Annotated in this window: 17 protein-coding genes and 1 pseudogene; 7 read left to right on the forward strand and 11 right to left on the reverse strand. The window is 37.5% G+C overall.

Annotated features, from left to right (window positions below):
• Window positions 1–462: 462 nt before the first annotated feature.
• On the reverse strand, window positions 463–1,920 hold the full coding sequence (locus ACFQIC_RS17350; RefSeq protein WP_204711510.1) for an MDR family MFS transporter: 1,458 nt from the start codon (window positions 1,918–1,920) through the stop codon (window positions 463–465).
• Window positions 1,921–2,200: 280 nt separating this feature from the next.
• Here ACFQIC_RS17350 and ACFQIC_RS17355 point away from each other — a divergent pair, with 280 nt between their 5' ends.
• Window positions 2,201–2,923, forward strand: a complete 723-nt coding sequence (locus ACFQIC_RS17355) for a 3-ketoacyl-ACP reductase (protein ID WP_204711508.1) — start codon at window positions 2,201–2,203, stop codon at window positions 2,921–2,923.
• Window positions 2,924–3,320: 397 nt separating this feature from the next.
• Here ACFQIC_RS17355 and ACFQIC_RS17360 read toward each other — a convergent pair whose 3' ends face one another.
• The 5 genes from ACFQIC_RS17360 to ACFQIC_RS17380 all read right to left on the reverse strand — a co-directional run bounded on the left by ACFQIC_RS17360 (window position 3,321) and on the right by ACFQIC_RS17380 (window position 6,269).
• Window positions 3,321–4,520, reverse strand: a complete 1,200-nt coding sequence (locus ACFQIC_RS17360) for a S8 family peptidase (RefSeq protein ID WP_204711506.1) — start codon at window positions 4,518–4,520, stop codon at window positions 3,321–3,323.
• Between the two features lie 429 nt (window positions 4,521–4,949).
• Window positions 4,950–5,150 carry a hypothetical protein gene (locus ACFQIC_RS17365; protein WP_204711504.1) on the reverse strand — a complete coding sequence of 67 codons (201 nt, stop codon included), beginning with the start codon at window positions 5,148–5,150 and terminating at the stop codon, window positions 4,950–4,952.
• Between the two features lie 48 nt (window positions 5,151–5,198).
• Entirely contained in the window at window positions 5,199–5,387 is a 189-nt protein-coding gene (locus ACFQIC_RS17370) for a hypothetical protein (protein ID WP_204711502.1), read from the reverse strand.
• Window positions 5,388–5,748: 361 nt separating this feature from the next.
• Window positions 5,749–5,943: a hypothetical protein gene (locus ACFQIC_RS17375; RefSeq protein WP_204711500.1), complete on the reverse strand. Its 195-nt coding sequence runs from the start codon at window positions 5,941–5,943 to the stop codon at window positions 5,749–5,751.
• A gap of 179 nt (window positions 5,944–6,122) precedes the next feature.
• On the reverse strand, window positions 6,123–6,269 hold the full coding sequence (locus ACFQIC_RS17380; protein ID WP_204711498.1) for a hypothetical protein: 147 nt from the start codon (window positions 6,267–6,269) through the stop codon (window positions 6,123–6,125).
• A 184-nt stretch (window positions 6,270–6,453) separates the two neighbouring features.
• Here ACFQIC_RS17380 and ACFQIC_RS17385 point away from each other — a divergent pair, with 184 nt between their 5' ends.
• The gene (locus ACFQIC_RS17385; protein ID WP_204711496.1) at window positions 6,454–7,224 is read left to right on the forward strand and encodes an SDR family NAD(P)-dependent oxidoreductase; all 771 of its coding nucleotides are present in this window, start codon (window positions 6,454–6,456) and stop codon (window positions 7,222–7,224) included.
• 94 nt (window positions 7,225–7,318) lie between these two features.
• Complete coding sequence (locus ACFQIC_RS17390; RefSeq protein ID WP_390217552.1) at window positions 7,319–7,600, forward strand: hypothetical protein; 282 nt, start codon at window positions 7,319–7,321, stop codon at window positions 7,598–7,600.
• A 15-nt stretch (window positions 7,601–7,615) separates the two neighbouring features.
• Here ACFQIC_RS17390 and ACFQIC_RS17395 read toward each other — a convergent pair.
• Window positions 7,616–8,030, reverse strand: a pseudogene (locus tag ACFQIC_RS17395) (cation:proton antiporter domain-containing protein); the annotation flags it as partial.
• A gap of 592 nt (window positions 8,031–8,622) precedes the next feature.
• Between ACFQIC_RS17395 and ACFQIC_RS17400 the strand changes: the two are divergent.
• The gene (locus ACFQIC_RS17400; protein ID WP_204711494.1) at window positions 8,623–8,817 is read left to right on the forward strand and encodes a hypothetical protein; all 195 of its coding nucleotides are present in this window, start codon (window positions 8,623–8,625) and stop codon (window positions 8,815–8,817) included.
• 87 nt (window positions 8,818–8,904) lie between these two features.
• Here the strand turns inward: ACFQIC_RS17400 and ACFQIC_RS17405 are convergent, their stop codons facing one another.
• Together ACFQIC_RS17405 and ACFQIC_RS17410 are read right to left on the reverse strand one after the other, a co-directional pair.
• Window positions 8,905–9,282: a rhodanese-like domain-containing protein gene (locus ACFQIC_RS17405; RefSeq protein ID WP_204711492.1), complete on the reverse strand. Its 378-nt coding sequence runs from the start codon at window positions 9,280–9,282 to the stop codon at window positions 8,905–8,907.
• 141 nt (window positions 9,283–9,423) lie between these two features.
• The gene (locus ACFQIC_RS17410) at window positions 9,424–10,497 is read right to left on the reverse strand and encodes a branched-chain amino acid aminotransferase (protein ID WP_204711490.1); all 1,074 of its coding nucleotides are present in this window, start codon (window positions 10,495–10,497) and stop codon (window positions 9,424–9,426) included.
• A 291-nt stretch (window positions 10,498–10,788) separates the two neighbouring features.
• On the opposite strand from ACFQIC_RS17410, the gene ACFQIC_RS17415 reads away from it, so the two are divergent.
• A complete protein-coding gene (locus ACFQIC_RS17415; protein WP_204711488.1) occupies window positions 10,789–11,307 on the forward strand; it encodes a spore coat protein in 519 nt (172 codons plus the stop codon).
• A 133-nt stretch (window positions 11,308–11,440) separates the two neighbouring features.
• Window positions 11,441–11,530: a YjcZ family sporulation protein gene (locus ACFQIC_RS17420; protein WP_204711486.1), complete on the forward strand. Its 90-nt coding sequence runs from the start codon at window positions 11,441–11,443 to the stop codon at window positions 11,528–11,530.
• 87 nt (window positions 11,531–11,617) lie between these two features.
• On the opposite strand, the gene ACFQIC_RS17425 is transcribed toward ACFQIC_RS17420, so the two are convergent.
• Both ACFQIC_RS17425 and ACFQIC_RS17430 read right to left on the reverse strand, forming a co-directional pair.
• Window positions 11,618–12,289 carry a GNAT family N-acetyltransferase gene (locus ACFQIC_RS17425; protein WP_390217526.1) on the reverse strand — a complete coding sequence of 224 codons (672 nt, stop codon included), beginning with the start codon at window positions 12,287–12,289 and terminating at the stop codon, window positions 11,618–11,620.
• 315 nt (window positions 12,290–12,604) lie between these two features.
• Complete coding sequence (locus tag ACFQIC_RS17430; protein ID WP_204711520.1) at window positions 12,605–13,000, reverse strand: DUF4870 domain-containing protein; 396 nt, start codon at window positions 12,998–13,000, stop codon at window positions 12,605–12,607.
• Window positions 13,001–13,666: 666 nt separating this feature from the next.
• Here ACFQIC_RS17430 and ACFQIC_RS17435 point away from each other — a divergent pair.
• Window positions 13,667–14,095 (forward strand): cell wall hydrolase, encoded by a 429-nt coding sequence (locus ACFQIC_RS17435; RefSeq protein ID WP_204711484.1) that lies wholly within the window; start codon window positions 13,667–13,669, stop codon window positions 14,093–14,095.
• Window positions 14,096–14,106 lie beyond the last annotated feature (11 nt).

Here is a 14,106-nt window from a genome sequence, read left to right on the forward strand (position 1 = left end):
CACAAACATCTCGAATTCAAGCACAATCTCTGATTTTGTATGCTAATTTATATGTTAAATACCGTTATTCCTTGTTATTTCATGTTTTGTACTCGAAAACTGAACCCGTTAGATTTTGGGATAGTGTTTTTCAAAAGTTCATTATTAATAGAAAAGGACTTTTTCAGTGGCCTCGGATGGGGCCCCCGTGAGAGTCTTCGTGTATTCAGGCTTTTAGTTTGGTTTATGTTCTTCCAAAATTTTTTCAAAACAACAATTCCCTATAAAATCGCTTTGATTAAAAACCTACGTTCTTCAATTCTGGTTGCCGTAACATTTTCTTTAATCGCTCATAGCTTTTAATCCATTTTTTATATTCTCCTAGTCTACTGATAGATTCATTATAGACACAAAAACAAAAGAAGGAAATCACCGATTCAGAGTAGGTGATTCCCTTCCTTTATTCTTTGGTCCCTCACTAGATTATTTACTAGTTAAGGCACGCTTACTATCTTCCTCGTTGATTTGATCCTGATCTTTTTTCCCGGGTTTTGGACTTTTAATGAAAAAGGATAACACTAACCCAACAAACGCGGTAATTCCAGCTACAATGAAGGAAACATTCACACCGTGAATCAGACCATTCACTCCCTCATCAGGAATCGCCCCGTTAGTCATTACGGTAACAAGCAAGGCAGTACCTACGGCTCCTGAAACTTGGCGCATCGTATTATTCATCGCCGTGCCATGTGGCATTAAATCTACGGACAATTGATTTAATCCAGCAGTAGTTACGGGCATCATCACCATTGCCACACCTAACATCCTTACTGCGTTAACTACAGCTAAATAGGTGAAGGTTGTCTGGCTATCTAGATTAGTAAACATAAAGGTCGTAATCGTTAAAATGACTAACCCGATAATAGCCAGCCATCTCGCTCCATACTTATCAAAAAGTTTACCTGTAATAGGATTCATAACTCCCATGAGTAATGCACCAGGTAATAGCATGAGTCCTGATTCAAAAGCTGTAAAACCTAACATATTTTGCATGAATAATGGCAGAACGGTCGCACCCCCGATTAAAGCTATGAAGACGACCATTCCTAAAGCAGTGGTTAAAGTAAATACTTTGTTCTTAAATACTCTAAACTCTAAGATCGGCTGCTGCAGTTTAAACTGTCTTAAAATAAACCATGTAAGTGCAACAACTCCGATAACCATAGCAATGACAACCTGTTGAGCTGCCCATCCCGAGTTACCAGCGGTACTAAACGCATATAGTATGCCACCAAACCCTAAGGAAGATAAGATTATCGATAAAACATCAATTTTCGGAAATGTTTGCTTGGTAACATTTTTAAGAATAAAATAAGCAATGATAAAATCAATAATAACGACTGGTAAAATCACATAGAATAAACTTCTCCAAGGGAATTGTTCAACAAGCCAACCGGATAACGTTGGACCAATAGCTGGAGCGAATGAAATGACCAAGCCGAACATTCCCATCGCTGCCCCGCGCTTTTCTATCGGATAAACCATCATCAAAATCGTTTGCATTAACGGCATAATTATCCCAGCACCAGAAGCTTGGATAATCCGACCAACCATCAAAATTCCGAAGTTAGGCGCAATCGCACAAATGGTTGTACCGACAGCAAACAATCCCATCGCTGATAAAAACAAGGCGCGCGTCGTAAATCGCCCAATTAAAAAAGCCGTGATTGGAATCATAATTCCGTTCACTAGCATAAAGATGGAAGTGAGCCATTGAGCAGTACTCGCTTCTAGACTAAGATCTCTCATGATATGTGGTAGTGCGGTAGCTAATAATGTTTGATTTAATATCGCAGCAAAAGCGCCTGAAATTAAAACAAACATCAAAGGTACACGATTAATTTTCTCCTCCGAACGTGTCGGTTCTTTTTCATCAACCATTCAAATTTCCTTCTTTCTTTTTCGTGGAATACATGTATTTGCTTAAGAGCACATTTAAATATATTAACACAGCCTATAGTCAACGGAAAGAAAAATGATTAGCTACCTAATTATTTTTCTTTTGAAAAAATATCACAAACCCACTATTAAAGGAATAATTGGTATACTTTTTTATTAGCAGCCTATACTTTTCATCGGTACCTAGGAGTTTCAAATGGAGATAATTGATTATCCTAACATAAGACTTTACACTGGTTATATAAGGAAAGGATGATTCGATATGGGACAAACAATTAATGGTAAAATTGCCTACATTACAGGTGCAGGTAGCGGAATTGGACGAGCGACTGCATTGGAACTAGCACAAGAAGGAGTACATGTAGGATTAATGGCTCGTACAGAAAGCAAGTTAAATAAAGTCGCCGAAGAAGCACGAGCACTAGGCGTAAATGCAAGTATAGCCGTCGTTGATATCTCAAAAATGGAGGAAGTCGACCATGCAGTAACTTCCCTCAAAGATGAGCTAGGACCTGCTGACATTTTAATCAATAATGCCGGAATTAGTTATCGTGGTTCTTTCTTAGAAATTGAACCCGAAGATTGGAAACATACAATAGAGGTAAACGTATTCGGAACCTACCATGTTACACGCGCCGTGCTTCCTCAAATGATTGAAAAAGATCAAGGCGACATCATGAATATCTCATCAAGTAACGGCCTAAAAGGAACTGCTGGCGCTACAGCCTATAGTGCTTCCAAATTTGCGATCTCAGGAATGACCGAAGCTCTTATGCAGGAAGTGCGCCGAAATAATATTCGCGTAAGTACCCTTAATCCTAGTTTAGTTGCTACAGAGTTGGCATTAGGGGATAAATTAGATGAAACGGATAAAGAAAAGTTTATGCAGCCTGAGGATATTGCGGAGTATATGGTGGCTCAACTGAAGTTACATCCGCGCATTTTCATAAAATCTTCCCTACAGTGGGCAACGAACCCATTTTAAAAAAGTACCTGCCCTCCTACCTTTAGTGTAGAGGGCAATTTTTTTGCGAAAAATAGACACTCCGTCGGTAAAGTTCTGATTTTGGCCGATAAAATTTCATCTATACGGAAGTCCCCAAGTTATCGTTCCGTTTCACCCTCTTCCCACAAAACCATAAAAAAGCTCAAAGACTGCAACAAACGCAGTCTTTGAGCTTACTCTCATATCAGCTAGTAATTTTTTCATAGGAAAGTTCCTTTTCCATTACTTACTCATGCTCAACGGTCGAACTCCCTCTCTTACTGCAATAAACTCGGGACGTTCTTTTCCTTCTGAGAACTGAACCCGTTAAGTTAAGGGGTACAATTTGCGTTTTTGTACTCCAAAACCGAACTACTTATTAAACCATTTCTAACTTTTAATAGCTTACAGCAGCATAAGAATTTATTCGTCCTTCACTAAAATAATACCCCGTACCACTAATTGGATCCGCCGTATTTTCAATAGCTTCGCGGATTTGTGAATTGTTTCGTCCTTGCTCTGCGAGTATCCCAGCTAGTCCTGCTACGTGAGGTGAAGCCATCGAAGTTCCTGACATATAAGCATATCCACTGTTTGGAACAGTTGAAGCGATGTCAACACCTGGAGCAGTTACATCTACCCATGCACCGTAATTAGAGAAGGAGGCTTTGTTATCGTATCGATCAACAGCCCCTACTGCAATCACATTGTCATAGGAAGCGGGTTCAAAGGTTGTAGACACACCATCGTTTCCTGCTGCAGCAATAACGACTGATCCCTGATTCCAAGCATAATCCACTGCATTTTCTAGTGTTTGTGTATCACAATCGCAGCCTAAAGATAGATTAATAACTTCTGCACCCTGATCGGCTGAGTACTGAATCGCATCTGCAATGGCTGATAGAGATCCGTTTCCGTTTTCATCTAGCGCACGTACAGCAAGAATTTCAGTATTCGGTGCCATTCCGGCTATCCCTTCAGCATTATTTGTCTCCGCAGCAGCCGTTCCTGCAACATGTGTTCCATGTCCATTTTCATCCATAGGAGTATAATCATAATCTATAAAATCATATCCCCGAACCGTTTTTTCATTTAAATCTGGATGGTTATAGTCCACTCCTGAATCGATAATAGCAATTTCCTGACCGCTATTGCCTCGAGTGATATCCCAAGCAGCTGGTGCTTCCGTATTTTGCGGCCCATACTGCACATTACGATAGTAAGTATCATTAGGAGTCCATGTTGCATGAAATTCGTAGTTGGGTTCAGCATACTCTACATTAGGATTTTTGTTTAAAGCTTTTACAACAGCCTCGACATTCCCTACTTTCAACACTTTGAAGTTAGAATCCACTGCATCTTTGTCAACGATCTCATCGGCTTTGACACCTTTTAAAGCCGAATTTTCTTTGGACTGACCCTTACCCTCTTTAAATTTTACTACGACTTCGCCTTCAACATAGTCACCCTTTTCCATCTGAGCATTTACCTCTGATTGTGGTAATTCTTCAACTTTTTCAGCGTAAACATCATAAACATTCGGCAGCAATGACAATGTTATTGCAAGTGCGATCGCAGTCAAACCTTTCAATCTCATAAAAAATCCTCCTTTTTTGGTATAGTAATAGATTCACCAAAATAAGGAGGATTTCCTGTAATTTCGACTTGGGAAAGAACAAGTAATTTTAGTATACTAACGAGTAAACTCAGGCTATCGTTTGGGCAAGTTCATTCTTTTCCTAAAATTAATAAGCCATGTTTTTTTTCCATCACGTAAGGTCCTGGTAATTCACGAGGTGGTACACCATAATATGACTTCACGGCCACTTTATCTGCTTTCTTCTTCTTTTCTATAAATTGGTCAATCTTCTCTACTGGTACTCCACTCGGTTCAATAACTACAGTTTTATCAATTCTAACGATGAAATTTCCGGTGATCTTTAATTTCTTTCTGCCAAAGTAAAGTTCCTTAATCGGTTCGATAATAATCTATCCTTTCATTCGCCGATTTCTAGTTAGATGCTAACTAAAAGAAAGTTTGATAATAAAAATAAGCTACAAGCAATGATAGTATTGAAGCAATGGAACCTGTAATTCTAATTGGCAGTCGCAATTCACGGAGAACTGCCCCTACGATAATCCCTGCCACAACCATACAAGTGATTAATGAAAATAGATGGAATACCATATAATTCATAGAAACTGGATCTACTACTTCTCCAGCCAACACGACACCTCCCATGCCTCTAGTGCCTAACGCCTTTAGACAAATGATTTATTTCTTGATTTTTATGTATTCAGCCGTTCCACACTTTTCACATTGGATTAGCACATCCGCAAGGTTCAATCCTGGAAAGGACACGTGTCGAGGTCCCATCGAACGATCTTTGCAGTCCTCACAAACATACTTATCGGTAATATTGAAAATGTAAGTATGAAAGTCAAGTCGCATAGATTCTGTCATCCCTATCCCCCCTTTTACTATCAAATTCCGGTTACTACACCCTATATCGGTATATTTCGACAAATTTATACAATTTCCTTTATTTTTTTGAAAGTTCGAATGTTTGTTGCTTGTTTTTAAATTGTGCGGTACCTGGTACCACACAACAAAGACAGATTCACATTGTACAGATAAACACTAACATATCAACAAAAAAGAGCATCAAACTGCTATGCAATTTGATACTCAAGTCATCTTACATTTTTAAAGTTTACACCTCAAAACTGAACTACTTAATTCAATATCCAATTTGTTATTTGTACTGTAATTTCACGTTTTCTCCACAGTATCAGAACTACTTAAACAAATAATGGATATCTTATTATTTGTTTATCGTTTGGATAAGTGACAAGAGTGTAGGAGAGACTGTATTTGTATCCACTAAACCATCCTCACACTGCTTGACCCTATCCAACTGATCCAAAAAATAATCGTCACGACACTTAAACTTCAATGTACCCGAAGTGATCTGGCCCTTCACACTAATTACTTGATCATGTAGCCATTCTCTGTCCAATGGTATCTCTCCTTTTACGGTATCTATACTTGAAAGTATAGGTACTAAGCGAACAAAATATACGTTTTAGTGGAAATAAGGACAAGTTCTTCTACATTAAAAAAATAATTCTTACTGAGTTTTTCTTCTCATTAATATGTATAAGAAAGCCAGAGCTTCATAAGCTCTGGCTTTCTATGTTAATCCTTTTTATTAATATATTCGTTAGGCTCTTCATTACCCGCACTACTACTGTTTTTAAATTGACTTAAACGACCATTTCTGTGTTCTCCATGGTTTTTGTTCTCTTTGAATTGGTTATCAGGTTTCTTATCTTTTTTCGACATTATTACCCTCCTTTTCTTATAAGAGATGATATTAGTTTAGATTAAATAAAACTTTCTATTCATCACAATAAACAACTATCCATTAATTCGTGTGGCGAATGTTTGATTTGAAAATTACAGGGAAGAAGACCTATGACAATAAAATGCTTGTTGTATACATTCTGTAAAAAGGAGAGGTTTACAAATGGCACGATTAGATGGTCAAATCGCAATCATTACAGGTGGAAGTGGCGGTATCGGTAAGGAAACCGCTAAGTTGTTTTTACAAGAAGGAGCAAAAGTCTCCCTCGTAGATTTAAATGAAGAGGCTTTAGAAGAAGTTAAATCTGATCTTGAATCTTATGGCGAATTGATGACTGTTAAAGCAAACGTTTCTGAAGAATCTGAAGTACAAAACTATGTACAGAAGACTTTAGATCGCTTTGGTACCATTGATATTTTCTTCAACAATGCCGGTATTGAAGGAAAGGTTGCCCCTATTACTGAACAAACGGTAGAAGACTTTGATAAAGTTTTCAATGTGAATGTGCGTGGGGTTTTCCTTGGTTTGAAACACGTTCTGCCAACGATGACTGAAAAAGGAAACGGAAGCATTATTAATATGTCCTCTGTTGCTGGTTTAATGGGCGCTCCTGGTGTGGCTCCTTATGTTACTTCAAAACATGGAGTGGTAGGCATTACTAAGGTCGCAGCGCTAGAAGCTGCCCCGTCCAATGTAAGGGTGAATTCTGTCCATCCTTCACCAGTAAATACTCGAATGATGCGCTCCCTCGAGAAAGGATTTAATCCTGAAGATGCTGCAGCAGCTAAGGATCAACAAACAGAAGCTATTCCATTAAATCGCTACGGTGAAAGTGACGATATCGCGAAACTTGTGCTTTTCTTAGCTTCTGATGATAGCAAATTCGTTACGGGTAGCCAATATCGCGTGGATGGTGGTATGGGTGCTAGTTAATAGATGAAAAACTGAGTCCTCTCTTTAGGGGATTCAGCCTTTATTATGTGTTGCACAGTTACGAAATCGCGAATAATATATCATTCTTTCGCTAATGTCTTCTATTGTATGGATCCACAAATCTTATGAACTTTTGCCTCTTCCCACTTTCTGCTCTAACACTTTCTTCAACTCCGTCCAAGGTGCAACAATTTCCTTCGCAGCTAAAAAACTTAATCTCGTCGGACCTAAAAAAGATGTACCACATCACTCGATTGAGTTAATCTCCATGGGAAAAACGGCAGCGGAAATGATTCAATACCAAACCAACTCAGAATCGGCCGTTGTTGGGAAGACCTTGCGTGAAGTATCTTTCCCGAATACGAGCAAATATTAGTGCGATTATAAGAAATAAGACGATTGGTACTGCACCTCTAAGTCCCGCCCATGAGAGGAATGTTTTTTCCTTCAAAGTATAATTCATTTTTATGGTTGATATAAAAACAGCGATCGGTCGTGCGATCAATATCAAGATAACCGATAGAACTAAGCCGTTCAACATAATATCCATTGTGAACAATTGCCCGGGAAATGATAATAACCCTAAAATGATAAACATCAAGATTTGAGCCATCCAAGCAAATCCCTCATTGAATTGGAATATAGAGTATCGATAGGTCAATTCAGAGTTCCGAGTTCCCTATCAGAAGGTCCGCCACGTAAACAGCAAGAAATCCGCTGCCACCAAAGAATGATGTAGCACTATAGGACATTAAGGCAAAGGCTACCGATAAAATCGGATAAAGAGCACTTGAATCTAATTTGATTGAAATAGTGAACAAGTAATCAATCGTAGTATGGAAGATACCATGTGTTGCAGAAGTTAGTTATCCTATCATAAGTGATATAAAATCGCGTATAAAGTGCCTTGTTCATCTTTAGAAATCTCTATCAAAAATGAACGAAAACTTTTTTGAATAATTTTCGTTCTATTCTTGTATTAATCATTATAGTCGGTTCTAAACAATAACTCTTTAGGGATTACCGTTCCTCGTGTACCTCGCAAATCCGCGAGCGTATCTACGTGTGTTCAAGAAAGTTATCAAAATTCCTCCAAATATTTTCTAACTCCCCCCTCTTTCACCATTCCAAACAGAGATAATAGCTGGTGTTCTTAATTTCCCATCATTATAGGAAACAATAAAAACATCAAAACAGCTAATCAAAGGTAATAACTGGTTCCTACAAAGTATATCCAATGTTAATCCTTCATAATTTTCCAGATCATCACTGACTCAAAGTGTCACCTCCATAGTAATTATCAACTTGATAAACTATACGGTATGAAATCTGTAACAGTTGCTCATTATATTTCACCTATCTTATACTAGAACTACCAATACAGTTGGAGGTTTTACTATGGTGATACGCTTAATCACATTTTTTATGATCGGTATCGTTTTGTTCACATTAATCACCTTATTTTCACCTAATTTATTAAGTTACCTTTGGATTGCCCTAGCCGTTCTACTTGTTATCGGTATAGGCTATCTAGCCTTTCACTACTTAAAAAAGATTTTTGTTCTATTTCATGAAGAAAACAAGAATTCATAAAAAATAAAAAGAGTTCTAGGAAAATGTTGAAATCCTGGAACTCTTTTTATGTTAATTTATTTCCTATCAGATTATTCAAAAGTCATCTTACTCATCACATACACACCGTAATTCCTGTGCACAGCTCATCTGATTAGCAATAGCATAACCAACAACCTCATAACCTTTCCTTCTTAATATCCGAACACATAAGTTCCTTTCTACTTGATCAGAAGAAATGAGAACGAGCTTTTTATTAGGAATGTCCGTATAATGTCTCTTTAAATAAGGAAGCGGAACACAATAAGCTTGGTTAGCCGACTCGCGACTAGAAGTCTGGTAATCTCTAGTATCTATATAAACAACATCATCCTCAGATTCATTTCTCTGAGGAATATCCATGTTTTGTACACCTAAAACCGGGATATATCTGTAAAAGAAGGATAACAACAATGCGATTATAACTACAATCCCCACGATATACATGGCTACCTCCTTGTTTTTCTATAATGGATACATAATATACCTCACAATGTATTAATTCAACCGTTTTGTTTTGCCATGCATTTAACTACAAGCAAGCCCTAGGAATTGGTCCATACCTAGGGCTGACTAGTATGCATTTTATTATTTCACTTCTAAAGTCCATTCATGACGATCTTCCACTTTACCTGTTTGAATGCCTGTAATTGTATCGTATAGTTTTTGCGATAATTCTCCGATTTGATGATCGTTAATGATCATTTTGCGCCCTAACCAATTCAATTCACCAACTGGAGAAATCACGGCCGCAGTTCCTGTACCGAACGCCTCTTCTACCAGGCCTTCTTCGTAAGCTTTATAAAGCTCTTCTACAGAGATTTTACGCTCAACTACGGGAATGTCCCATTTTTTCAACAATTCAATGATTGACATTCTCGTAATGCCCTTTAAAATACTTCCATTCAATTCCGGAGTAACAACCTCTCCATTAATTTTGAAGAAAATGTTCATACTCCCTACTTCTTCGATATACTTTTTCTCCATTCCATCCAACCATAGCACATCAGCATTGCCTTCTTTATAGGCCTTTGCTTGTGCTTGATAGCCAGAAGAATAGTTGCCGGCGGTTTTCGCCATTCCTGTGCCGCCTTTTACAGCACGAGTAAATTGGTCTTCCACATTAATTGTTACTGGACGCAAACCACCCGTAAAGTAAGAACCAACAGGGGATAAGATTATCATTAATTTATACGATTGGGAAGGAGCAACTGCGAGACTCGTTTCAGTCGCAATAATAAATGGACGTATGTAAAGTGAGGTCCCTTCAGTCGATGGTACCCAATCCTTTTCTATGCTGATTAATTCTGTAAGGTGGTTCATCACTTGATCTTCGTCAATTGGCGGAATGCTTAGCCGTTCACTGGAGCGATTTAACCTTTGAAAATTCATGTCTGGACGGAATAGTAGTATGCGATCCTCTTCTGCTCGGTAGGCCTTCAACCCTTCAAATACTGTCTGACCATAATGAAAAATCATCGCTGCAGGATCTAGCGTTAATGGTTCATACGGTACAATTCTCGGATCATGCCAACCCTTTTCTACTTCATAATCCATAACAAACATGTGGTCAGTAAACGTTCGTCCAAATGGAATTTGATCCGATTGAGGTTTAGGTTTTAGGTTCTTACTTTTTACAATTTCTAGTTTTTGTTCATTCATAGTTAAGTCTCCTTATTTCCAATGGTTTGTCTCTTGATAGATCTGTCTTTCCTTTGAGGGTTAACTTATACAGAAACGATGATATTAGTATTCATTGTACGCTTTACCTTTCGAATTTTAAAGACTTTTGATCGCAATCCTCCAAAATTTCTTTTGCACATTAACGCACTAGACTAAATCGAGGTGGAGTATTGAATGCGGCGCGATATTCCTCAATAAAATTCGAAGTTAACCGTTTTAATTGATTGATCATACATTTATAGATAGATAACCATTTGGAGGGGAATTTTTATGACATTACCATCTATAGACCTTGGACTCATGTCTGAACACTTAGCGGCTCATGAAGGAATCATTCATAAGCTCGAGAACTACTTATCAAAGGTAACATCCACAGAATTAAGAGAAACCATTGACTTGCAAGTCAACGTTATGCGTGCTCACGTCAAAGTCATGTTAATGCTCATCAATCCATATCTACATGAATATGTAGTCGTACCGCCCCTTTCTACACATAAGAGCAATCATGGACCTCAAGCAAATACAATGGAGCAGAATTTAAAAAATAAGCCAATCGCTTTAGAAGCTCGGTCCACAGCAAAATCAATGGCGAATGAAAATTTCACATCCGCGCTCTTCATGAAAAACCATAATGTCAAACAGGCACATATTGAAATGGCACTACAACAGGTAACAATTCAGGAAAAATATAATGAATATATCAAGAAGATGGGATGGGCCTTTGTTCCTTATGCCTCTCTTCAGGAGCAAATCCATACCTACCAAAATTATCAACGAATGTTAATTTAAGACCTCCATTTCTACTAAAAATATAAACATAGAAATACCTTCCCCAACTATATTTACATTTAATAGTTATCGGCCTTTCCACCTTTTCAATAGAAGCATATTATAAAGTATCTACTAAAAAGGTGGTGAGTTTATGAGTTATTATGGCGGAGGAGGATTCGCGTTAATTGTTGTGCTGTTTATTCTTTTAATTATTGTTGGGACATCTTTTGTAAAATGGTAAGAGAAGAACAAAAACCATTCTTCGATCGGAGCCAGGACTAATGTCTTGGCTTTTCCCATACTAAGGGTGTGAAAGATTCCTAGAAAACTAATCTTGATCTATTTTTTGAACTTCATATTTATATCCTAAGCATTGATAATTTTGTCTTTGATACATTTCTCTAGGAGTATCTTCTCCGTCAGCAACTAAGATCACCGTTTTGTCAGAAAATTGATCCATAACAAACCTTTGCAACCTGCTTCCTATACCCTTCTTCTGAAACATTTCGGCAATAGATAAATTATCTATTTCTACCGTCTCCTCCGCAACAATCACATCCATAGATCCCGCTGCAGTCCCCTTGTAAAAAGCGAGAACCTGTAAAATATGTCTTTCTTGAAAATTACGTTTATGCAATTCAATTTTTTGTTCCGCGAATTCACGACCAAACTCTAAATCTTGCGGAAATTGTAATTGAACAAAGGTTTCAAAATTCTCATGAGTTACTTCTACAACCTCTATATCGGATTCGTTCTTTACTAAAGGAAATTGATGAGGCTCAATCGCGTACAATTCGTTATAACCAAAGTCATAACCAATATTCTGGAAATAATCAGTCAACGTAACTGTCGGAACTGTATTTGCAGGTAAATAGAATTTCTCATGCTTTTGTCCATATTTCCTATGATAATCTCTTAAATAATGAGCAGCTTCTTTAAACTGCCTCAGATTGGGCAAGTCATTAAATTGAATAAAATTACTATCATATCTCGTTAACATTTCAGGATAATGAATATGTTTATATCGCTCGTCTTCATATACAACGTGACCTACTTATAAATATTTTCAAATGTTATTTGTTTCATAAAATTATTCCTCTCAAATTTCTCTCTTTTTTAGGTTAAGTTAAACGTTAATATTGATCGTTGCCCGAGTTGAGAATGAAGTTTATTCAACCATCGAGCAGTATGATGAAACAAAGAATTGGTGAGGTACATAACAAGGCTATTTTACTGGTGATTATATAGACTTTATTAATAAATACCCATTAAAAAACTTGTGCAGAGAGAAGTTTCTCCTACACAAGTTGATTTCTTATTTCCCTATTTTTCTTAACTGTTCTTCTGCCATTTTTCCGGTGATTGGTAAATGGTACCTTTCTCCTTGATAAGCTTTGACCATTAAGAAAATCCATAAAACAAGGGTAAGAGGAGCGATCAGTAAACTTATGATAATACCGACAATCGGGATAAAATTAACAACTAAACTTAAAACAAAAAATCCCCCAAACACTAGGACAGATTGCATGGCATGAAAGCGGATATTGTCATTTTCCTTTTCGATTAATAGAAATACAACCCCGCTAATAAAGCCGAGTAAATAAGCCAACAGTCCCCCTACATTTTCCTCTAAACCCGTTGAGGATTTCTGGTTCTTTTCTGATTCCTTTTCACTTTCAGACGACACTTTTTGATTTGGCTCTTCTTCCATTTTGCTCATTCCTCCTTTTCTTCATCTTTCAACAGGCTAACGAACATCGCTACTGTCAATGAAGCATACATAAGCGGTAGAAATGGCTAAACTAACTTGCCTAATCAAACCAATTGTCAAATTATTCTGTATATTTATTAAACGAATAATCACTCCTTTCGTCAATGTAAGTAGCTTTCATTTGAAGTAAATTGTTGCTCGCATAATAGATACTAGTAAAATTAATGTTACGCAGCGTGTTACATCAGGCCCCGTCATAATTAAAAATGCAGCAGAAATGCCATGAAAATTGTGACGAACCCCCAAAGTAACAGTATCTGGAAAAGTATTGCATTAAATCCAGCAGCTCTTGCCATGGTACTCACATGTTTTTTGACGTTCATTGTAAAGGTTATGCTTTCGGCCAAGTTTTCTTGTTATGAAATATATTAACCGCTACCAAACCACCACCAATTAAACCAGATAACCCAATGATTGCTTACCTCCAACCATCACTCAATGTTCTCATCCCCTTTTAAAAAATAAATCCGCAATCCTGCAGCTAAAAATACCATTAGCTTTTCAAAAGCAAATGAACGTACTGCAGACAAATGCATAGGATAAGGTAATTAGCCTAGCTACCAAACAATAACTATAAGAATAAGTCATAAAAACCGAGGTGAAGGTATGGCTGTTGTGAAGGCAACACAAAAAGATATTAATCTGTTAGCAAGATTGCTAAGAGCAGAGGCTGAAGGTGAAGGGCAAATAGGAATGATGCTCGTTGGTAATGTTGCAATAAACAGAGCGAGAGTCATTTGTTCCGATTTTGAAGACGTACGAAGTATTCAGGAAGTAATTTACCAACCGAAAGCATTTGAAGCTATTACAAAAGGTTATTTTTTTCAAAGGGCAAGGGAGAAAGAAAAACGATTAGCTCGTAGATCTGTACAAGGAGAAAGACGTTGGCCGGCTAAATATAGTTTATGGTACTTCAGACCAGACGGGGACTGTCCAGCCACCTGGTATGACCAACCTCTAGTGGGAAGATATAAGCTCCACTGTTTCTACCAGCCTACTGGTGAAGAATGTGAAGATGTTTATAACACGTTTTAATTCTCCTCTTT

The sequence above is a fragment of the Halobacillus seohaensis genome (assembly GCF_042663045.1).
In the GTDB taxonomy this organism is placed as follows: domain Bacteria; phylum Bacillota; class Bacilli; order Bacillales; family Halobacillaceae; genus Halobacillus_A; species Halobacillus_A seohaensis.